Annotated in this window: 20 protein-coding genes and 1 rRNA gene; 16 read left to right on the top strand and 5 right to left on the bottom strand. The window is 69.2% G+C overall.

All coding sequences use genetic code 11. The features are described 5' to 3' along the window. A 5S ribosomal RNA gene (gene rrf, locus C8D87_RS08730) occupies nucleotides 1–98 on the top strand; the annotation flags it as partial. On the opposite strand, the gene C8D87_RS47495 is transcribed toward rrf, so the two are convergent. Then, nucleotides 99–347, bottom strand: coding sequence for a hypothetical protein (locus tag C8D87_RS47495; RefSeq protein ID WP_233442003.1), 249 nt, complete (start codon nucleotides 345–347; stop codon nucleotides 99–101). On the opposite strand from C8D87_RS47495, the gene C8D87_RS49105 reads away from it, so the two are divergent. From C8D87_RS49105 to C8D87_RS08710, 4 genes are all read left to right on the top strand, one after another. Further along, nucleotides 268–687 (top strand): hypothetical protein, encoded by a 420-nt coding sequence (locus C8D87_RS49105; protein WP_411711350.1) that lies wholly within the window; start codon nucleotides 268–270, stop codon nucleotides 685–687. The two genes, C8D87_RS47495 and C8D87_RS49105, sit on opposite strands and share 80 nt — an antisense overlap. Then, the gene (locus C8D87_RS08720; protein WP_170166357.1) at nucleotides 644–1,132 is read left to right on the top strand and encodes an SMP-30/gluconolactonase/LRE family protein; all 489 of its coding nucleotides are present in this window, start codon (nucleotides 644–646) and stop codon (nucleotides 1,130–1,132) included. The genes C8D87_RS49105 and C8D87_RS08720 overlap by 44 nt, the downstream gene beginning before the upstream one ends. 183 nt (nucleotides 1,133–1,315) lie before the next feature. Further along, on the top strand, nucleotides 1,316–2,857 hold the full coding sequence (locus C8D87_RS08715; RefSeq protein ID WP_112226171.1) for a deoxyguanosinetriphosphate triphosphohydrolase family protein: 1,542 nt from the start codon (nucleotides 1,316–1,318) through the stop codon (nucleotides 2,855–2,857). Nucleotides 2,858–3,077: 220 nt separating this feature from the next. Next, nucleotides 3,078–5,798 carry a S8 family serine peptidase gene (locus tag C8D87_RS08710; protein ID WP_112226170.1) on the top strand — a complete coding sequence of 907 codons (2,721 nt, stop codon included), beginning with the start codon at nucleotides 3,078–3,080 and terminating at the stop codon, nucleotides 5,796–5,798. A 67-nt stretch (nucleotides 5,799–5,865) separates the two neighbouring features. On the opposite strand, the gene C8D87_RS08705 is transcribed toward C8D87_RS08710, so the two are convergent. Beyond that, nucleotides 5,866–6,768, bottom strand: a complete 903-nt coding sequence (locus C8D87_RS08705; protein ID WP_229813482.1) for a helix-turn-helix domain-containing protein — start codon at nucleotides 6,766–6,768, stop codon at nucleotides 5,866–5,868. Between the two features lie 284 nt (nucleotides 6,769–7,052). On the opposite strand from C8D87_RS08705, the gene C8D87_RS08700 reads away from it, so the two are divergent. Genes C8D87_RS08700 through C8D87_RS08675 form a run of 6 tightly spaced genes read left to right on the top strand, consistent with a single transcriptional unit; the run spans nucleotide 7,053 to nucleotide 10,197 of the window. Further along, a complete protein-coding gene (locus C8D87_RS08700) occupies nucleotides 7,053–7,577 on the top strand; it encodes a hypothetical protein (protein ID WP_233441985.1) in 525 nt (174 codons plus the stop codon). After that, complete coding sequence (locus C8D87_RS08695) at nucleotides 7,574–8,251, top strand: acVLRF1 family peptidyl-tRNA hydrolase (RefSeq protein WP_112226168.1); 678 nt, start codon at nucleotides 7,574–7,576, stop codon at nucleotides 8,249–8,251. Before C8D87_RS08700 ends, C8D87_RS08695 begins: the two co-directional genes overlap by 4 nt. A gap of 35 nt (nucleotides 8,252–8,286) precedes the next feature. After that, on the top strand, nucleotides 8,287–8,682 hold the full coding sequence (locus C8D87_RS08690; protein WP_146771659.1) for a hypothetical protein: 396 nt from the start codon (nucleotides 8,287–8,289) through the stop codon (nucleotides 8,680–8,682). Between the two features lie 10 nt (nucleotides 8,683–8,692). Further along, nucleotides 8,693–9,196 (top strand): SigE family RNA polymerase sigma factor, encoded by a 504-nt coding sequence (locus tag C8D87_RS08685; protein WP_112226166.1) that lies wholly within the window; start codon nucleotides 8,693–8,695, stop codon nucleotides 9,194–9,196. Further along, the gene (locus C8D87_RS08680; protein WP_112226165.1) at nucleotides 9,196–9,681 is read left to right on the top strand and encodes a hypothetical protein; all 486 of its coding nucleotides are present in this window, start codon (nucleotides 9,196–9,198) and stop codon (nucleotides 9,679–9,681) included. Before C8D87_RS08685 ends, C8D87_RS08680 begins: the two co-directional genes overlap by 1 nt. A gap of 39 nt (nucleotides 9,682–9,720) precedes the next feature. Beyond that, a complete protein-coding gene (locus C8D87_RS08675) occupies nucleotides 9,721–10,197 on the top strand; it encodes a GNAT family N-acetyltransferase (RefSeq protein ID WP_215732217.1) in 477 nt (158 codons plus the stop codon). Here the strand turns inward: C8D87_RS08675 and C8D87_RS08670 are convergent. Both C8D87_RS08670 and C8D87_RS08665 read right to left on the bottom strand, forming a co-directional pair. Continuing rightward, on the bottom strand, nucleotides 10,163–10,789 hold the full coding sequence (locus C8D87_RS08670) for an NAD(P)-dependent oxidoreductase (RefSeq protein ID WP_112226164.1): 627 nt from the start codon (nucleotides 10,787–10,789) through the stop codon (nucleotides 10,163–10,165). The two genes, C8D87_RS08675 and C8D87_RS08670, sit on opposite strands and share 35 nt — an antisense overlap. Further along, nucleotides 10,786–11,667 carry an EamA family transporter gene (locus tag C8D87_RS08665; RefSeq protein WP_109635371.1) on the bottom strand — a complete coding sequence of 294 codons (882 nt, stop codon included), beginning with the start codon at nucleotides 11,665–11,667 and terminating at the stop codon, nucleotides 10,786–10,788. The genes C8D87_RS08670 and C8D87_RS08665 overlap by 4 nt, the downstream gene beginning before the upstream one ends. A 79-nt stretch (nucleotides 11,668–11,746) precedes the next feature. On the opposite strand from C8D87_RS08665, the gene C8D87_RS08660 reads away from it, so the two are divergent. Then, nucleotides 11,747–12,634: a LysR family transcriptional regulator gene (locus C8D87_RS08660; RefSeq protein ID WP_112226163.1), complete on the top strand. Its 888-nt coding sequence runs from the start codon at nucleotides 11,747–11,749 to the stop codon at nucleotides 12,632–12,634. 50 nt (nucleotides 12,635–12,684) lie between these two features. Here C8D87_RS08660 and C8D87_RS08655 read toward each other — a convergent pair whose 3' ends face one another. Beyond that, the gene (locus C8D87_RS08655; RefSeq protein ID WP_112226162.1) at nucleotides 12,685–13,449 is read right to left on the bottom strand and encodes an SDR family oxidoreductase; all 765 of its coding nucleotides are present in this window, start codon (nucleotides 13,447–13,449) and stop codon (nucleotides 12,685–12,687) included. A gap of 144 nt (nucleotides 13,450–13,593) precedes the next feature. Here C8D87_RS08655 and C8D87_RS08650 point away from each other — a divergent pair, with 144 nt between their 5' ends. The 4 genes from C8D87_RS08650 (at nucleotide 13,594) to C8D87_RS08635 (ending at nucleotide 18,453) form a co-directional block, all read left to right on the top strand. Then, entirely contained in the window at nucleotides 13,594–15,222 is a 1,629-nt protein-coding gene (locus C8D87_RS08650) for an ABC-F family ATP-binding cassette domain-containing protein (protein ID WP_112226161.1), read from the top strand. Nucleotides 15,223–15,397: 175 nt separating this feature from the next. Further along, nucleotides 15,398–15,607, top strand: coding sequence for a helix-turn-helix domain-containing protein (locus C8D87_RS08645; RefSeq protein ID WP_030473247.1), 210 nt, complete (start codon nucleotides 15,398–15,400; stop codon nucleotides 15,605–15,607). 56 nt (nucleotides 15,608–15,663) lie between these two features. Beyond that, a complete protein-coding gene (locus C8D87_RS08640) occupies nucleotides 15,664–16,476 on the top strand; it encodes an enoyl-CoA hydratase/isomerase family protein (protein ID WP_112226355.1) in 813 nt (270 codons plus the stop codon). A 90-nt stretch (nucleotides 16,477–16,566) separates the two neighbouring features. Continuing rightward, entirely contained in the window at nucleotides 16,567–18,453 is a 1,887-nt protein-coding gene (locus C8D87_RS08635; RefSeq protein WP_112226354.1) for an ABC transporter ATP-binding protein, read from the top strand. Nucleotides 18,454–18,666 lie beyond the last annotated feature (213 nt).

Below are 18,666 nucleotides of genomic sequence, written 5' to 3'. Positions count from 1 at the left end.
GGGAAACACCCGGTCCCATTCCGAACCCGGTAGTTAAGCCCTTCTGCGCCGATGGTACTGCACTGGTTACGGTGTGGGAGAGTAGGTCGCCGCCGAACTTACGTACAGAAACCCCTGAGGGTCGAGCGCACAAACGCTCCCCTCGGGGGTTTTCTGCGTTGTCGGCCAGTTGGGCGACCGGATCCTGATGTCCTGCGTCCGGAACGCGCCCTCCGGTGTCCAGCGGGCGTTCGAACGCGGTATCCAGGACGACGATGGTGTGTGCCGGTGACGCCCTCGACGGTGAAGATGCGGCGCGACACGTCCTGGAGTCCTTCGGTGGTCGCGGTCCGGACCTTCGCCAGCAGAGTCGCAGGGCCGGCGATGATGTGGAGCTCCTGGATCTCCGGGATGGTGGCCAGGGCGTCACGGGGTGGCCGCGTCGCCCATCCAGGCGTCGGCTTCGATCAGCACGAGGGCCAGCACTCCCAAGCCCACCGCAGGCGGGTCGACATCCACGGTGGTGCGGCGGATGACGCCCCGCTCGCGCAGCTTGCTCGGAAGGCCGAAGGGCCGGTGTACTTCGCCGGAGGGCGTTACCTGGTGTGGAGCGACATCCCCGACGACCGGCTCCTGCGCTGGGACGAGACGACCAGCCAGGTCGGTGTGTTCCGGCACCACCCCGGCCACCAACGGCAACACCGTTGATCGCCAAGGCAGGCTGATCAGCTGCGAGCAGGGCAACCGGTGGGTCACCCGCACCGAGCACGACGGCTCCATCTGGTTCACCGACCCCATCCACGGCATCAACTGCGATTACGAAGGCAACAAGGGCGAGAGCGAGATCGGGGCCTGCCACGTCTGCCGCATCGACCCCGGTACCGTGCCGTGCGCATCGTCGCGGATGACTTCTCCCGCCCCAACGGTCTCGCGTTCTCGGCCGACGAAACAGCGCCTCTGCATCACCGACACCCGCCAGGAACCGAGTCACATCAGGGTTTTCGACGTCACCGACGACGGCACGCTGACCGGTGGGAAGATCTTCGCCGAGTGCGACTTCGGCCGCTTCGACCGCATCCGCCTCGACGACGCGGGCCGGGTCTGGACCGCCGCGTCGGATGGGCTGCACTGCTTCGACCCGACGGCACCCTGATCGGCAAGCTCCTGCTGCCGGAAGCGGTCTCCAACCTCACCTTGGCGGCACCAAGCGCAATCACCTGTTCCATCGCCGCGTCGACCTCGCTGTACGCGCTGAGGGTGACCTTCAACGGGGTCCGCGACCCGGCCTGAGAGGCTCCACGAGGTGAGGGGGAGTGGCATTGGTTAACGTTCCGGCATGCACAACGAGCAGCGCACCGCCCGCCGGTCCGCCGGCGTCGGCAGGACGGCAGACCTCGCCACGAACCCCTTCCGCGTCGATCGCGACCGGGTCGCGAGCTCACCGTTCTTCGCGCGGCTCGGCGGTGTCACGCAGGTGGTCAGCTCCACCGGGTCTGGGCTGCTCGTGCACAACCGCCTCACCCACAGCCTCAAGGTCGCCCAGGCCGCGCGCGCCATCGCGGAACGGCTCACCAGCCGGCCCGAGCTGACCGCGGTGCTGGAGAAGCTCGGCGGGTGCGATCCCGACGTGGTGGAGGCGGCGGCTCTGGCGCACGACCTCGGGCACCCGCCGTTCGGGCACCTCGGCGAGCAGGTGCTGGATCGGCTGGCGCGGCACCGGTTCGGGCTGCCGGACGGGTTCGAGGGCAACGCGCAGTCGTTCCGGATCGTGACGACGACGGATGTGCGGGGGCCCAAAGCGCTCGGCCTCGACCTCACCGTCGCGGTGCGGGCGGCGATGCTGAAGTACCCGTGGACGCGGCATCAGCCGCTCGACCTGCCTGTGGCGCCACGTGGTGCGTCGGAGCCGGACGACATGCCGGGGACCGGTAGTTCCAAGTTCTCGGCGTACGTTACGGAGACCAACGATCTGCGGCAGGCGCGTGAGCCGTTCGAGGGCCGGATCGAGTCATGGCAGCAGACGGTCGAGGCGAGCGTCATGGACACCGCGGACGACATCGCCTACGCGATCCACGACCTGGAGGACTTCCACCGGGTCGGGGTGCTGCAGCACGCGACGGTCGCCGCGGAGCTCGGCACCTGGCAGGCGCAGGCGCTCGACCTCGCGGGGCTGAGCGATGCCGAGCTCAGCGCGGAGATCCGGATGCCCGGACGGTCGCTGGAGACGCTGCGCAGGCGCCTGCACCTCAAGGACTCCTGGGTGATGAGCGACGAGGCGTTCGCGCTGGCGGTGCGGAAGGTGAGCAAGGAGCTCGTCGACGGGCTGCTGTCGGTGCCCTTCGACGGGTCGGTCGAGGCCGAGCAGGCGGTCGCCGGGTTCAGCGCGCGGTGGACGCGCAGGCTCGTGGACGCGGTCGGGGTGATCGAGGAGCCGACGCCGAGGTCCGGTCACGTAGTGCTGGCGGTGGCGCAGTGGCACGAGGTGCAGGTGTTGAAGTTCGTGCACCGGCGGTTCGTGTTGCTGCGACCGGATCTCGCTCTGCACCAACGTGGACAGGCGCGGTTGCTGTCGTCGCTGGTGGACGCGCTCGAACAGTGGGTGACGGACCGGACGGAGGCGGATCGGTTGCCGCGCAGGCTGCACGATCTCGTCGAGCTGGCCGAAACGGAGTACGCGGCGCTCGCCCGGACGGAGCCGTCCACATTGGTCGGTCCGAGTGGGGAGCTGCCGGTTGGTCCAGACGTCGTGCGGGGACTCGCGCGGGGGCGGGCGGTCGTCGACTTCATCGCCTCGCTCACCGACAACCAGGCGGCGGCGCTGCTGGAAGCCCTTTCCGGGCGAACCGGTCAGTTGTGGACTGACGCGTTTGTTCTGTGAAGTGTGATTGTGTCTGCTAAGTGGGAAGTACCCCAATCGGATGCTGACTGTGATCAGTCGTGCGCCATACGTTGACGCCTCGGCCGGGGTTTAGCCGGCCGCAGGCAGCGTGCTCGGGGGCACGCACAACGTTCGGGGGAGAAGCCCTGTGCGCCGATCTCGAAGAGGCACGACGTTAGTCACCGCAGGTACCGCAGTTCTTCTGGCCGCACTCACCGCTGTGACGCCGGCGTCGGCAGATCCGGTCAAAGCGTCCAAGTCCGTCACCGAACGCACCGCGGCCCAGATCGCCGCGCTGCAGAGCATCAAGAAGTCGCTGACTCCAGCTGAGTCCAAAGTGGACAGCGCGCTCGTCGTGGAGGCGCGCAAGCGCAGCCAGATGGGGACGATGAGCGCCCTTCCCCAGGTGCAGACCGGCGTCGCCGTGACGGCGCAGTCCACCACCCTCGTCGACATCCGCGCCAAGCAGTACTCCGAGGACCTGGTCAACGCTGTCCGCGCGGCGGGCGGACAGATCCGGGCAGTGTCCGAAGAGCACCGCACCGTGCGCGCGGAGGTGCCCGTCGCGAAGATCGCCGAGATCGCCGCGCGCTCCGACGTCGCCCGCGTCGAGCCCGGCAGTGACGCGATGACGCAGGACGTGAAGAACAAGCGGGACAACAAGAACCGCAAGGCTCCGTCCAAGGAGGACAAAGCTCGGGAGATCGAGCGCAGGCTCTCCGAGAAGCAGCTGTCCGTGCAGGCGGCCAAGGTCGCGGAGAGCGACAAGGCGCACAACGCCGAAGCGGCGCGTGGTTCGTTCCACGTGACCGGCGTCGGCGTGAAGCTCTGCGCGCTGTCGGACGGCGTCAACTCACTGGCCGTGTCGCAGGCCGCGGGTGAGCTGCCGGCGGTCGACATCCTGCCGGGTCAGCAGGGCACCGGTGACGAGGGCACGGCGATGCTCGAGATCCTGCACGACCTCGCGCCCAACGCCGAACTCGGCTTCGCCACGGCGTTCAACGGCGACGCGAGCTTCGCGGACAACATCAAGAAGCTGCGCTTCCAGCTCGGCTGCGACGTCATCGTCGACGACGTCATCTACTTCAACGAGTCGCCGTTCCAGGACGGCATCATCGCCCGCGCGGTCGACGCGGTCGCCGCGGACGGCGCGCTGTTCTTCTCCAGCGCCGGCAACCAGGGCAACGTTGTCGACGGCACGTCCGGCCACTACGAGGGCCAGTTCGTCGACTCGGGTGTGGGCGTCGGCAAGTTCGCCGGTTCCGCGCACGACTTCGACCCGGACCCGAACGCCAAGCAGCTGTTCAACCCGCTGTCGGGCTACTCGGGCAACAGCCCTGTGACGCTGCACTGGGCCGACCCGCTCGGCCAGTCGTTCAACGACTACGACCTCTACCTGGTCAACGCCCAAGGCAACGTTGTCACGTTCAGCCAGAACAACCAGGACGGCGCCCAGGATCCGTACGAGCGCCTCAACACCCCGGCGACCTCGACCGGCACGCGCCTCGCGGTCGTGAAGTTCCGCGGTGACGACAAGTACTTCGCCCTCTCGCTGTTCGGCGGCCGCTTCGCCGACTCCAGCGACGGCCTCAAGAAGTTCGTCACGCCGGGCATGACCCGCGGCCACTCGGCGGCCAAGGGCGCGATCTCGGTCGCGGCGGCCCCTGCGGCCCAGGCGCTGCCGTTCGACCTGCACCCCGGCGACCCGGCCAACCCGAAGGGCCCGTACCCGAACGCCTTCGACAGCACGCAGAAGCCGGAACGCTTCACCTCCGACGGTCCGCGCAAGACCTTCTTCGCGCCCGACGGCACGCCGCTCGCCGAGACCCGGCAGAAGCCGGACATCACCGCGGCCGACGGCGTGACCACGTCGGTGCCGGGCTTCGCGCCGTTCTTCGGCACGTCGGCCTCGGCCCCGAACGCGGCCGCGATCGCCGGCCTGATCCTGTCCGGCAACCCGACCCTGTCGCCCGCCGAGGTCAAGGAAGCCCTTGTCGTCACGGCCATCGACATCGTCGAGTCCGGTGTGGACAACCGCACCGGAGCCGGCATCGTCATGGCGGACAAGGCTTTGGCGTACACGGGCGCGTCCCCGCAGGCCCTTGCCCGTGCCGGCCGCCCGACGATCGTGAACGACGCGGACGGCAGCCAGTACCTCAAGCCGGGCACCACGGCCACGGTGACGGTGCCGGTCACGAACAGCGGAGATGGTTCCGCCGCTTCGACTTCCGTCGTGCTGACGTCGCCGACCGCCGGCGTGACCATCGCACCGCGGTCGAAGTACTACGGCAACATCGACGTCGGCCAGACGGTGTCCAGCACCTACAAGGTGACGGTGCCGGCCTCCGCCGCACTCGGTTCGGCGGTCAAGCTGGACGCGCGGGTGACCTACGCGGGTTCGACCTCGCCGACGACGGCGTCGTTCACCTACCGCGTCGGTGAGCCGTCGCGCGAGTTCAAGACGTTCGCCTACACCGGTGCGCCGGTGGCAATCCCGGACAACGACCAGACCGGTGTGTCGATCGCGGTGCCCGTGACGGGTGTCGGCGGCGCGTCGAACCTGAAGTTCTCCGTGGACGGTGCGACGTGTTCGGCGACCGAGGGTTCGACGACGGTGGGCATCGACCACACCTTCGTCGGTGACCTGGTGGGCACGCTCACCTCGCCGTCCGGCAAGTCCGTGACGCTGTTCTCGCGGTCCGGCGGCACCGGCGCCAACATCTGCCAGGCGGTCTTCGACGACTCGGCCACGCGGTCGTTCTCGTCGGTGCTGGCCGGTGAAGCGCCGTTCACCGGCTCGTGGAAGCCCGCCACGGGCACGTTGTCGTCGCTGCTCGCCGACCCGGCGGACGGCACGTGGACGTTCAAGGTCGCGGACGTGGTCGGCTCGGACAAGGGCTCGATCCGCAACGTGACGCTGCACGTCGCCGGCTGGGTGTGATGCCTTAGCCGACAACGGAAAGGCCCCCGGCTCGCGAGCCGGGGGCCTCTTCGTGTGCCGAGAAAACCTAGCGGTTCGGCCACTCCCAGCGAATCCCGAACACACCGGGACCGAACCCGAGCGCCACCGCGTGCACGCCCCCGCCCGAGTCGAGGGTCAGGTTGCGGCGCCGCGACGGAGTTTCGTCGCCCGCCGGCACGCTGTACTGCTGCACGCGCGAAGGCAGGTTCGTCTCGTCGAACCGGACCTCGATGACGTACTCGCGGACCGGCAGCCGGAACTTGCGCGCGAACGTGTTGTTGCCCTTGGGGGCGTGGCCCTCCGGGAACACCAGCTGGTATTCCATGATGAGGGTCTCGCCGCGGGTCAGCGGACGTTCGAACATCATCTCGGCGACCATGATGTTGGCCTCGTGGTCGCGTGCGATCCGGCCCAGGTGGCAGTTGCGCACGTTCACGATCTCGGGGAGCACGTCGGACTCCTCGGTCTCGAACACGAGCGCCCAGCGGTCGGGGCCGTCCTGCTCCGCGCGGAGGATCTGCCGCACCCACACGGATTTCTGCCCGCCGTCGGCAGAGATCTCGATGCGGTCGTGCTGGCTGATCCGGCCGAGCTTCAGGTCGGAGGACGTGTCGACCTTCGAGAGCAGGTTCGCGACCCGCTCACGACGCGCCCAGAGGGCGTCGATCGGCATCATCGTCGTCGGGCGGCAACGGCGGCCTCGCGGACGAGGTGGGCCGAGCAGCGCCGACAGACCCGACTGAGGCACGCCCAGGACCGACTCGAGGTGCCGCAGCGCCTCCAGTGATTCAGGGCGTTCCGGCCTTCGCCGTCCTGACTGCCAGTAGCTGAGCGTCGCGACGCTGATGGTCACGCCGCGCAGTGCCAACCGGTGCTGGATGCGGTCGAGGCTGAGACGGCTCGCCTTGATCGCCGCCCTCAACGCCTCCGGGAACGGTCCCGTCGTCAAGAGCTGCGTAAGGCTGCCGTGGCCCGTTGAGTCAGTGTCGTCAACGGTCAGTGTTGGTCGACCGGCAGCAGTGGTCATGGTGACTCCCCGCTGTCATAAGATCACGCCCCAGTGACCCTACCCGTCCGTGAACATCGCTGGTCGAGACCGGATGGAGTCAATGGTTAATCCATACGGTTGACGAGTTCACGCTTTCGAGGCTCATCTGTCAAGCGTTTCGAACCGATCAGTAACATAGTCGTGCAGTTCACGCCTCGTATCGAGATGGCTCTAGTGTGTGCACGGTGAACGACCTCGACGTGCTGACCTCCGTGGCCGGCGCGGTGCTCGGACCGGGTTCGCACGCGGTCGTCGACCTGCTCGACGTGGTGCCCGGCGTCCAGGTGGACGCGGTGCGGGCCGCGGACGATCTGCTGCCCAGGCTGGCGCACGAGGAGTCGCTCGCGAACATCCTCATGCTCGCCCGCGCCTCGCTGCGGCCCGGCGGCGTCCTGGTGGCCGCCGTCCCCGAGCTCGACCGGCTCGGCGCGCTCCGGCCGACCGCCCCGCCGCCCAAGGTGAACGGTGACCGGGTCACCGTGCAGCTCTGGGACTGGGCTCCTGACGGCCTGTCGTACGGCCTGGAGGTCGTAACGCTGCTCCGGGGTGCGGCGGGGTGGGAAATCTCCGCGACGGCCTCCACGCGCCACAGGGTCCTTTCCGCGGCCGAGATGGAGGAGGCGCTGGACGCCGCCGGGTTCGTGAGCGTTCAACGACTCGCGCCGGGGGAGAGCGGCTACCGCGTGCCGGTGTGGGTGGCTGTCGCGTGAGCCGGGTGCGGCCGGTTCCCGGTGGACGGGCCGTCGAGGTCGAACCGGAACGCTTGGAGGGCTGGATCGGCAGGTTCGCCGACCGGCACGGCGCCGTCGACGTCCAGATCGGCGAGTCCGTCGTCATCACCGCGGCGGACGGCGCGACGGCCACGTTCCGGACGCGCGGCGGCACCCGCATGGAAGAGGTGATTGAAAACCTCACCGAACCGCGCCGGATCGGCCTGATCCTCGTGAGGCTCGGCGGGCACAGCATCGGTGTCGCGTACGGCGGCAAGGTCGAGGTGTCCGCGACCGACCGCAAGCAGGTGCACGGCCGCATCAGGGCCGGCGGCTGGTCGCAGCAGCGGTTCGCTCGGCGCCGTGAAGGGCAGGCCCGCGTCGCGCTCCAGGCGGCCGCGGACGACGTCTTCCGCGTTCTGGTCCCGAGGCTCGCCCAACTGGACAGCGTCGTGCTCGGCGGCGACTGGCAGGCGTTGGACGTGTTGCGCAACGACCGCAGGCTCACGAGCGTCTTCTCCAAGGCCGAGGACCGCGTCCTGGACGTCCCGGAACCCCGGCGCGCGGTGCTGGACGAGGCCGCGGAACGGGCCCGCTGCGTCGAGATCGTGATCCAGGACACACGGGCAACCGGATCGGACGCCGGCCGCATGGATACGGGTGAGGGTGCCTGACCGAGGCACCACCGAACACCCGCTGGAGTCGAAAAGTGCGCAAACGAATGGCGATCGTGGCTGGAGCCGTGGCGCTGGGTGCCGTCGGCATCGCGGTGCCCGCGCTGGCGCTGAGCGGTGGCGGCACGACCGGGCCCACGCCGACGACCTCGGCGCCCGCGACGACGCCTCCGGTGTCCTCGACGGTGACTCATCCGCCGTCGACCACGCCTCCGGTCTCCTACCCGCCGACGACCCCGCCCGCGTCGAGCACGCGGGTGACGACGTCTCCGCCTCAGGGGACGTCGTCCTCGAGGCCGGAGCCGCCGCAGACCACGTCGATCAGGCCGACCCCGCCCGCGACCACCCCGCCGCACCCGTCGACCACCTCGCGACCGGCGTCCTCCTACCCCGCGACGACGCCGCCGGTGTCGTCGTACCCGGCCCGCTGAGGAGCCACCGCTGAACTGGGAGGCCGAGTTCACCGACTGCTTCGAACGGTGCGCCGACGCGATGCGCTTCACGGCGTTCTTGTTGTGCGGCAACTGGCATGAAGCGGAAGACGTGATGCAGTCGGCGTTCTTGAAGCTCTACCTGGCCGGTCCCAGGATGCAGGACCGGTCGGGGCTCGAACCGTACCTGCGCCAGATCGTCGTGCGGACGTTCCTCGCCGAACGCCGCAAAGTGCGATGGCGCAGGGAGAAGCTGACCGACACACCTCCTGAGGGCCTGTCCTCCGTCGCAGGGGCGGAGGACAGGCTCGTGGTGTGGCAGGCGCTCACCGCCGTGCCCGCACGGCAGCGCGCTGTCCTCGTGCTGCGCTTTTGGCACGATCTCAGCGTCGAGGAGACGGCGACGGCACTGAACTGCTCGACGGGCACGGTGAAGTCGCAGAGCAGCAAGGGCCTGGAAACGTTGCGGCGCAAGCTGGGGCCGGAGTTCGATCAGCTGAGGCTGGAGGTGTGATGGTTCGCGAGGACGACCTGCGGGCGACTTTCTCCGCTCTGCACGCGGAAGAGGCGCCGCCGCGTGCCGTCACGGCCGCCGACCTGATCCAGCGCGGCCAGGCCGTGCGGACCCGGCGGCGCACCATCGCCGTGGTCGGCACCGGGCTCGCGACCGTGGGGGTCGTGGCCGTGGCGCTGGCCGTGCTGCCGGCCACGACCCCGTCGGACCCCGCGGTGCCGGGGCCCTCCACGACGACCGCACCGCCGCGGCCGGAGTCGCACGTGCCCACGACGGCGCCGCCGAGCTCGAGCGAGTCGACGCGGACCACCACGGTGCTCCCGCCGAACTCGAGCCGGCCGCCGACGCCCGGTCCGTCGACGACACCGCCCGGCACCACGTCGACGCCGGGCATGCCGCCGGTGACCCAGCCCAACACGTCGATCAACCCGACGTCGTCGTCCACCAGCGTGCAGTCCGTGCCGCCGACGACGCGCAGCGGTTAATCGTTCGGCAACAACGGAGCCGGCGCCCACAATGCCGGAATGACTGCCGAGATCCGACTCGTCGAAGTGACCGACGCCAACCGCGACGCGGTGATCGCCGTGCGCGTGCGTCCCGACCAGGAACAGTTCGTCGCGTCCGTGGAGAAGTCCTTCCAGCACGCTGAGCAGTACCCCGACGCGAAGCCCTGGTACCGCGCGGTCTACGCCGGCGATGAACCGGTCGGCTTCGTCATGCTCAGCTGGAACCTGGTCCCCGGGCCCGGGTTCCGCGGACCGTACTTCCTGTGGCGGCTGCTCGTCGGCGCCGAGCACCAGGGCCGCGGTTACGGCACCGCGATCCTCGACGAGGTCGTGACGCTGCTCCGCGCGGAAGGTGCGAAGGAGCTGCTGACCAGCTACGTGCCGGAAGAAGGCTCACCCGAGCCGTTCTACCGCGGCTACGGGTTCGTGCCGACCGGCGAGGTCGACGAGGACGGCGAGGTCATCCTGACGCTGGATCTGACCACGCGACCGTGAAGTGCCGGTCCGCGCCCGGCTCCTCGAGCTCGTCGAGCACCGCCACCGCCAGGTCCTCCGCCGAGATCCGGGACGGATCGGTGAGCAGCTCGTCGTGGCCGCGGCGGTAGGTGCCGGTGCGCTCGCCGGGTTCGAGCAGCGCGGGCGGGCTGAGGTAGACCCAGTCCGCCGGATGCTCCCGGCAGATCTCGAACTGGTGCAGGCTCGCCGCGGCGATGGGCCGGATGTGCGTCGGCACGTAACGGCTGTCGTCGAGCACGAGACCGCCGCCCGGTGACCGCAGTGGCGCGGCACCACCCACGACGATGATCCGGGTCCGCGTGGCGAGCGCGGCGTCCAGCAACGCTCTCGTCGTCGGGCCGGCGGCCGACTCCTCGCCCGGACGCGGCCGGGTGGCGGCGACGACACCGTCCACTCCGGACAGCAGGCCGTCCATCAGCTCGCGGTCGGTCGCGTCGCCCTGCACAACGCGTGCTCCGGCCACGGAGGCAGGGCTGCGGAACACCGCTGTCACGTCGTGCCCGCGTCGCAGGGACTCGGCCACCACCCGCGATCCGACCATGCCCGCGGCACCGACGACTGCGATCTTCACTGGAGAACTCCTTTGGCGAGAACGGGTGCCGGTCGCTGGCTGGCGACGATGGCGGCGAGGGCGAGTGCGAAACCGGTGAGCTGCACCGCGTCCAGCGTCTGGCCGAGCACTACGACGCCGAGCAGCGCGGCGACCATCGGGGAGAGCAGGCCGAGCATCGAGACGGAGGTGACCGGCAGCGTGGTGATCGCGCGGAACCACAGGACGTAGGCGAGCAGGCCGCCGACAGCGCCGAGCCACAGGTAGCCGAGCAGGGCCGCGACACCGATCGCGGGCGGCGCGCCCTCGAAGAGGAACGTCACCGGCACCAGGAACAGCCCGCCCGCGGTCAGCTGCCAGCCTGCGAACGCCGTCGGGCTGGCGTTCTCCGGCCTGCCCCACTTCTTCGTCAGCGTCACGCCGAGCGCCATCGTTGCGGCGCCGCCCAGCCCGGCCAGCACACCGATCACGTCGAACCCGGCCGCCGGCCCCAGCACCACCAGCCCGACGCCGACGACCCCGATCACGCCCCACGCCAACCGCCACGCCGACGGGCTCTCCTTCAGCACGCCGACCGCCAGCAACGCCACGACGAGCGGTTGCGCGGCGCCCAGCGTGGCCGCGACGCCGCCCGGCAGGCGTTCGGCGGCGATGAACAGGAACGGGAAGAACAGGCCGATGTTGAGCACGCCGAGCGCGGCGGCCCTGGCCCACCACGAACCGCGCGGCAGCGTCCTGGTGAGCGCCAGCGCGACCAGGCCGGCGGGCAGCGAGCGCAGCAACCCGGCGAACAACGGGTGTCCCGCCGGCAGCAGCTCGGTCGTGACCACGTAGGTCGATCCCCAGACCACCGGCGCGAACGCCGCCAGCGCGGTGCGGAAGAGGTCGTTGTTTCTCACGTGGTTCAGTCTTCGGCGGCTGGATCAATGAGTCCAACACATGCTTTTCATCTGATCCATCGTGATTCACGATAGATGGATGGAGCTCCAGCAGATGCGGTACGTGGTGGCGGTCGCCGAGACGGGCAGCTTCACCAAGGCCGCCCACCGCTGCCTCGTCGTCCAGTCCGCGCTCAGCCACCAGATCGCGCGCCTCGAACGAGAGCTCGGCGCCCGCCTCTTCGACCGCACGAGCCGCAGCGTCCGGCTGACCCCGGCGGGAGCGGCGTTCCTGCCGTCGGCGAGGCAGTGCCTCGACTTCGCGGAACGGGCGGCGGCCGAGGTCGCGGCGGCCGTGGGGGAGGTGCGCGGACGGGTCGTGGTCGGCGTGATCCCCACCGTCGCCGCGGTGGACCTGCCCGCGGCGCTGAAGGTGTTCCGGGAGAGGTATCCGCAGGTGCGGGTCGCGTTGCGAATGCTGCCGAGCCACGAGCTCGTCGAGCAGGTCCGGCAGGGTGCGCTCGATCTCGCGTTCCTCGGTCTGCCGCCGGGGGTGAGGCCGGAGGGCGTGCGCGGCCGCGAGTTGGCGCGCGACGAGCACGTTGCCGTTGTGGCGCCGTCGCACTCGCTCGCCGGGCGTGCCGGGACTTCGCTGGAGACGCTCGCGGAGGAGTTGTTCGTGGACTTCCCGGCAGGCTCGCCGGGGCGGATGCAGTCGGATCAGGCGTTCGCGGCGGCGGGGTTGCAGCGCGAGGTGGCGTTCGAGGTGACGACGGCGGAGCTGATGGCCGGGCTGATCTCGGAGGGGCTCGGGGTCGCCGTGCTGCCGTCGCGGTATGCGCCGCGGTTGAGCGGGGTGGTGACGCTGCCCGTGGTGGGTGGGCCTTCGCGGGTGGAGCACCTGGTGTGGAGCGCGGCGGGGCTGACGCCGGCCGCTGCGGCGTTCCTGGACGTGCTCGGTGTGCCCGAAACTGTCGGTGGTGCCTGAGAGAATAAAAGCAGGGGACCCCCTGAGGGGGACCCCTGCGTGAGCGTGGCTCAGCCCGCGGTGCCCGTGGCGAGAAGCCCGCCGTCGACGCGCACCGTCTCACCCGTGATCCACGAAGCGGCGTTCGAGCACAGGAACGCCACGAGCGAAGCGACGTCCTCAGGGTTGCCGAACCGCTTCATCGGGTACGCCCGCGTTCCTTCCTCCTCGCGCCCGGACCACAGCGCCTCCGCGAACTTCGTCTTCACCACGGCGGGGGCGACGGCGTTCACGCGCACCTTCGGGCCGAGCTGCCACGCCAGTTCCTCGGTGAGGCGGATCAGCGCCGCCTTCGACGCCCCGTACGCGCCGATCACGCCGGTGGACCGGATGCCGCCCACCGACGCGATGTTCACGACCGCGCCGCCGTGCTCGCCCATCCACGACTTCCAGGCGAGCTGCGTGAAACCGAGCGCTGCCACCACGTTGACGTCGAAGATCTTCCGGACGGCGTTGAGGTCGGCGTCCATCAGGAAACCGAACTGCGGGTTGATGCCCGCGTTGTTGACGAGCACGTCGAGGCTGCCGAACTCCTCGACCGTGCGCGCCACGACCTCCTCGCGGGACGCCTCGTCGCCCGCGTTGCCCTGCAGGGCCAGCACTCGGCCACCCGTGTCGGACGTCAGCTTCGCCGCGGCCTCTGCCAGCTGGTCGGCCTTGCGGCCGGTGATCGTGACCGCGGCGCCGCGGGAGAGCAGCTCGCGTGCGATGCCGAGGCCGATGCCGCGGGAGGCGCCGGTGACCAGGGCCGCCTTGCCTGAGAAGTCTTCGCTCATGGCCGGGAATCTATGCGTCTGGACACAGGTGGGAAATTCGTTGGTCGCGAACCCGTAGACTGGTCCGCGTGATCCTCCTGGAGTAGGCCGACCCGGACGTGCCGACCTTTGCCGTGCCCGGAACATTTCTACTCGGAGTTTCTCTTGATCACCGCAACCGACATGGAGTTGCGCGCTGGCTCACGCATTCTCGTGAGCGGCGCCAACCTGCGCGTTCAGCCCGGCGACCGCATCGGCCTCGTTGGCCGCAACGGTGCCGGCAAGACCACCTCGCTGCGCGTTCTCGCGGGCGAGGGCCAGCCCTACGGCGGTGCCATCACGCGCAAGGGCGAGCTCGGCTACCTGCCGCAGGACCCCCGCGAGGGCGACCTGTCCGTCATCGCCAAGGACCGCGTGCTGTCCGCGCGCGGGCTCGACCAGCTGCTCCGTGACATGGAGAAGGCCCAGTCGAAGATGGCGGAGCTGGTCGACCCCGACGAGCTCGACACAGCCGTCACCAAGTACGGCAAGCTCGAGGAGCGCTTCGCCGCGCTCGGCGGGTACGCCGCCGAGTCCGAGGCCGCCCGCATCTGCTCGAACCTCGGTCTGCCGGACAGGGTGCTCGCGCAGCCGCTCAGCACGCTGTCGGGCGGTCAGCGCCGCCGCGTCGAGCTGGCGCGCATCCTGTTCGCCGCGTCCGAGGCGGGCATCGGCGCCAAGTCGAGCACGATCCTGCTGATCGACGAGCCGACCAACCACCTCGACGCCGACTCGATCACGTGGCTGCGCGGCTTTCTCAAGTCGCACGACGGCGGCCTCGTCGTGATCTCGCACGACGTCGAGCTGCTCGACGACGTCGTGAACAAGGTGTGGTTCCTCGACGCGACGCGCGGCGAGGTCGACATCTACAACCTCGGCTGGAAGAAGTACCTCGAAGCCCGCGCGACGGACGAGAAGCGCCGCCGCCGTGAGCGCGCCAACGCCGAGAAGAAGGCCGGCGCGTTGATGACGCAGGCCGCCAAGATGGGTGCGAAGGCCACGAAGGCCGTTGCGGCGCAGAACATGGCGAAGCGCGCCCAGAAGCTGCTCGACGGCCTCGACGAGGAACGGCAGAGCGACAAGGTCGCGAAGATCCGCTTCCCCGCGCCCGCCGCGTGCGGCAAGACCCCTTTGACGGCAGAGGGTTTGAGCAAGTCCTACGGCTCGCTCGAGATCTTCACCGGGGTGGACCTCGCGATCGACAAGGGTTCCCGCGTCGTCGTGCTCGGGTTCAACGGTGCCGGCAAGACGACGCTGCTGCGGTTGCTGGGCGGTAGCGAGAAGGCCGACGCGGGCAAGGTCGTGCCCGGTCACGGCCTGAAGATCGGCTACTTCGCGCAGGAGCACGAGACGCTCGACCACGGCGCGTCGGTGTGGGAGAACATCCGGCACATGGCGCCGGACGAGCAGGAGCAGCGGCTGCGGTCGTTGCTCGGCACGTTCCTGTTCTCCGGTGAGCAGCTCGACCAGCCGGCCGGGACGTTGTCCGGTGGCGAGAAGACGCGTCTGGCGCTCGCCGGTCTGGTGTCGTCGGCCGCGAACGTGCTGCTGCTCGACGAGCCGACCAACAACCTCGACCCGGCCTCGCGCGAGCAGGTGCTCGACGCGCTGCGGCGGTACGAGGGCGCGGTCGTGCTCGTGACGCACGACCCCGGTGCCGTGGAGGCGCTGGAGCCCGAGCGCGTCATCCTTTTGCCCGACGGCACGGAGGATCACTGGTCCGAGGACTACCTCGATCTCGTGCAGCTGGCGTGATCTCCACCCGTCAAAGGATTACCGAGCGCACCCTGTGATCAACTGAGTGTGATCGAATCGACCGTTCGGCGATCTCTTTGCTTGATCACCTGGCGTTCTGCCGGTTCCTGTTCGATCATTGCGACGACAGGGGCCGTAGAACGGCCCGACCTGCTCGTACGGAAGGCGGGACGAGGTGGCTGACCTGAAGAAGGGTGCCCGGATCACCGGCGCCACACGGGACAAGCTGGCCGCTGACCTGAAGAAGAAGTACGAAAAGGGCGCGAGCATCCGGGCTTTGGCCGAAAGCACCGGGCGTTCCTACGGCTTCGTGCACCGGGTTCTGTCGGAATCCGGCGTCACGCTGCGCGGTCGCGGTGGCGCCACCCGGACGAAGAAGAAGTAGCCAACTCAGACTGCTACTCTCCGGTAACTAGCTCTAGTTCGCCGGAGGTAATGACCATGCCAGTGCCCGCTATCGACGCTGGCGTGCTCGAGCGCGGTGGCGTTCGGCTCGCACTCTCCGGGCCGCTCGCCACGATCACGCTCGATCGTCCCGACGTGCTGAACGCACAGACGCCCGCCACCTGGCAGGCGTTGCGGCACATCGGCGAACAGCTGGACCCGGACGTCCGTGTCGTGGTCGTCCGGGGTTCCGGCCGCGCCTTCTCGGCGGGGCTGGACCGGCGCATGTTCACCGGTGAGCCCGTCGACGGCGAACCCGGCGGTCTCGGGGCGATGTTGTCGTTGCCTGCTTCGGAGGCAGACGCGAAGATCGCTTCGTACCAGGCCGGGTTCACCTGGCTGAGCGACCCCGCACGCGTGACGATCGCCGCGGTGCAGGGGCACGCCATCGGCGCGGGTTTCCAGTTGGCGCTGGCGTGCGACTTCCGCGTGCTCGCCGAGGATGCTCAGTTCTGCATGGCCGAGACCGGGCTGGGACTTGTGCCCGACCTCGGCGGAACTCTGCCCCTGGTGCGTCTCGTGGGGTACTCGCGCGCGGCCGAGATGTGCGTGACCTCCCGCCGGGTTCCGGCGGCCGAGGCGCTGCAGATCGGCCTCGCGAACTCCGTCGTGCCCGCGGACGAGCTGAACGCGGCGGTCGACTCGCTGGTGGCCGCTGTCCTGAAGCCGCTTCCGGGTGCTGTCTCGGAGACGCTGGCGCTGATCGCGTCGGCGGCTTCCGGCGTGTCGTTCCCGGACCAGCTGGCGCTGGAGCGCGCCGCGCAGCTGCGCAGGCTGCAGTCCTTCGCGGCCATGTCCGCTCAAAGCTGAACTTTTTCGCTGCGCCAGCCGCATTCGAAGGAATTGTCAGACCCCTGTGCTGTTCTAGTCAGCGTGGACGGCTACAGCTCCTGGCGATTCATGATGGGGGTGACCTCGGACGCGCCTTCGAAGGTGCGCCGGGGCACCTTCCGGCGCGTGCTGGCCTTTGCGGGGCCGCACCGCGCGAAGCTCCTCTTCTTCCTGCTGCTGACGGTGATCTCGTCAGTGCTGGCGGTGACGACGCCGCTGCTCGCCGGCCGCGTGGTCGACGCGATCGTGCGCGGCTCCACGCCGTCGGTCGTGGTCTGGCTGGCGCTGGTGATCGCCCTGGTCGCGGTGGTCGACGCCGGTTTGGGCGTGGTCGAGCGATGGCAGTCCACGCGCATCGGTGAAGGTCTGATCTACGACCTGCGCCGCGCCGTGTTCGGGCACGTGCAGAAGATGCCCGTCGCCTTCTTCACCCGCACCCGCACCGGCGCGCTGGTGTCGCGTCTGAACAACGACGTGATCGGCGCTCAACGGGCCTTCACGTCGACACTGTCCGGCTTCGTCACGAACATCATCCAGCTCGCGCTGTCGCTGGGCGTCATGTTCACGCTGTCGTGGCAGGTCACCGCTCTGGCCCTGCTCCTGCTGCCGGTGTTCGTGCTGCCCGCCAAGCGGATGGGGCGGCGGATGGCGGACATGCAGCGCGAGGCCTCCGCCCTGAACGCGTCCATGGTCACGCAGTCGACCGAGCGGTTCTCGGCGCCGGGGGCGACGCTGGTGAAGCTGTTCGGCCGGCCTCAGCGGGAAGAGGCGGAGTTCTCCGACAAGGCCGCCAAGGTCCGGGACATCGGGATCAGAACCGCCATGGCCACCCGGTGGTTCATGACCGGGCTGACGCTGGTGTCGGCACTGGCTCAGGCTCTGGTGTACGGGCTGGGCGGGTACCTGGCGCTGACCGGTCACCTGGCCGCCGGCACCGTGGTGTCGCTGGCGCTGCTGCTGACCCGGCTGTACGCGCCGTTGACCGCGCTGGCCAACGCTCGGGTCGACATCATGACGGCGCTGGTGTCGTTCGAGCGGGTGTTCGAGGTGCTGGATCTGAAGCCGATGATCCAGGAACGGGAAAACCCCCGTGCGGTGCCGGACGGGCCGGTGTCGGTCGAGTTCGACGACGTGCGGTTCGCGTACCCGTCTGCGGAGAAGGTGTCCTTGGCCTCGCTGGAGTCGGTGGCCACTTTGGACACTCGCGGCGGCGAGGAAGTGTTGCACGGGATCAGTTTCAAGGCTGAGGCCGGGCAGCTCGTCGCGGTGGTCGGGTCTTCTGGAGCCGGTAAGTCGACGCTCGCCTCGTTGGTTCCTCGGTTGTACGACGTGGACTCCGGTGCTGTGCGCCTGTCCGATGTGGACGTTCGAGATCTCAGCTTCGAGTCCTTGCGGTCCACCGTCGGGGTGGTCACGCAGGACGGGCATCTGTTCCACGACACGATTCGGGCGAACCTGGAGTACGCGGCACCCGGGGCGTCTGATGACGAGCTTTGGGACTCGTTGCGGCGGGCTCGGTTGCTGGAGCTGGTTGCTTCGCTGCCTGATCAGTTGGACACGGTGGTCGGGGAGCGTGGGTACCGGCTGTCCGGTGGGGAGCGGCAGCGGTTGACGATCGCCCGGTTGTTGTTGGCCAGGCCTCGGGTTGTGATCTTGGATGAGGCCACCGCGCATTTGGATTCCGAGTCCGAGGCTGCTGTGCAGGAGGCGTTGACCGAGGCGCTGGAGGGGCGGACTGCGTTGGTCATCGCTCACCGGTTGTCGACGATTCGGGCTGCTGATCAGATTTTGGTGTTGGAGCATGGGGAGATTGTCGAGCGGGGGACGCATTCGGAGTTGATGGCCGCTGAGGGGCGGTATTCGGATCTTTATCGGACTCAGTTCTCTGAGCCGCCTGCTGTTGCTGTTTATCCGACTGTGAAGTTTTCTTCGGCTGAGGTTGGGCAGAGGTACTGATCTTTTGGGATCCGTAGGTGGGCGCGTTGGCATCGGACGCGGCGGTTGCGAGGGTTTCCCGGGGCTCCGCCCCGGACCCCGCCAATCTGATCAAAGACCCGCCAGCGCCACGCGCAGGTAGATGGCACGCCTGTTGCTTTGGGCGGGCGGCTTGCTGTTGCGTAGGTGCTTGCGGCGGTGCGTGACGGGGCCCATCCCACGGCGGCCTGCGTT

It is taken from the genome of Lentzea atacamensis (assembly GCF_003269295.1).
GTDB lineage: Bacteria > Actinomycetota > Actinomycetes > Mycobacteriales > Pseudonocardiaceae > Lentzea > Lentzea atacamensis.
Note: the sequence above shows the minus strand (reverse complement) of the source record. Positions and strands in the feature narration are given on the sequence as shown.

Excerpts from the sequence above, each read along its gene's own strand:
- C8D87_RS08715 (WP_112226171.1), top strand. The coding sequence starts at position 1,316 with ATGCACAACGAGCAGCGCACCGCCCGCCGGTCCGCCGGCGTCGGCAGG.
- C8D87_RS08675 (WP_215732217.1), top strand. The coding sequence starts at position 9,721 with ATGACTGCCGAGATCCGACTCGTCGAAGTGACCGACGCCAACCGCGAC.
- C8D87_RS08680 (WP_112226165.1), top strand. The coding sequence starts at position 9,196 with ATGGTTCGCGAGGACGACCTGCGGGCGACTTTCTCCGCTCTGCACGCG.
- C8D87_RS08635 (WP_112226354.1), top strand. The coding sequence starts at position 16,567 with ATGATGGGGGTGACCTCGGACGCGCCTTCGAAGGTGCGCCGGGGCACC.
- C8D87_RS08640 (WP_112226355.1), top strand. The coding sequence starts at position 15,664 with ATGCCAGTGCCCGCTATCGACGCTGGCGTGCTCGAGCGCGGTGGCGTT.
- C8D87_RS08660 (WP_112226163.1), top strand. The coding sequence starts at position 11,747 with ATGGAGCTCCAGCAGATGCGGTACGTGGTGGCGGTCGCCGAGACGGGC.
- C8D87_RS08655 (WP_112226162.1), bottom strand. The coding sequence starts at position 13,449 with ATGAGCGAAGACTTCTCAGGCAAGGCGGCCCTGGTCACCGGCGCCTCC.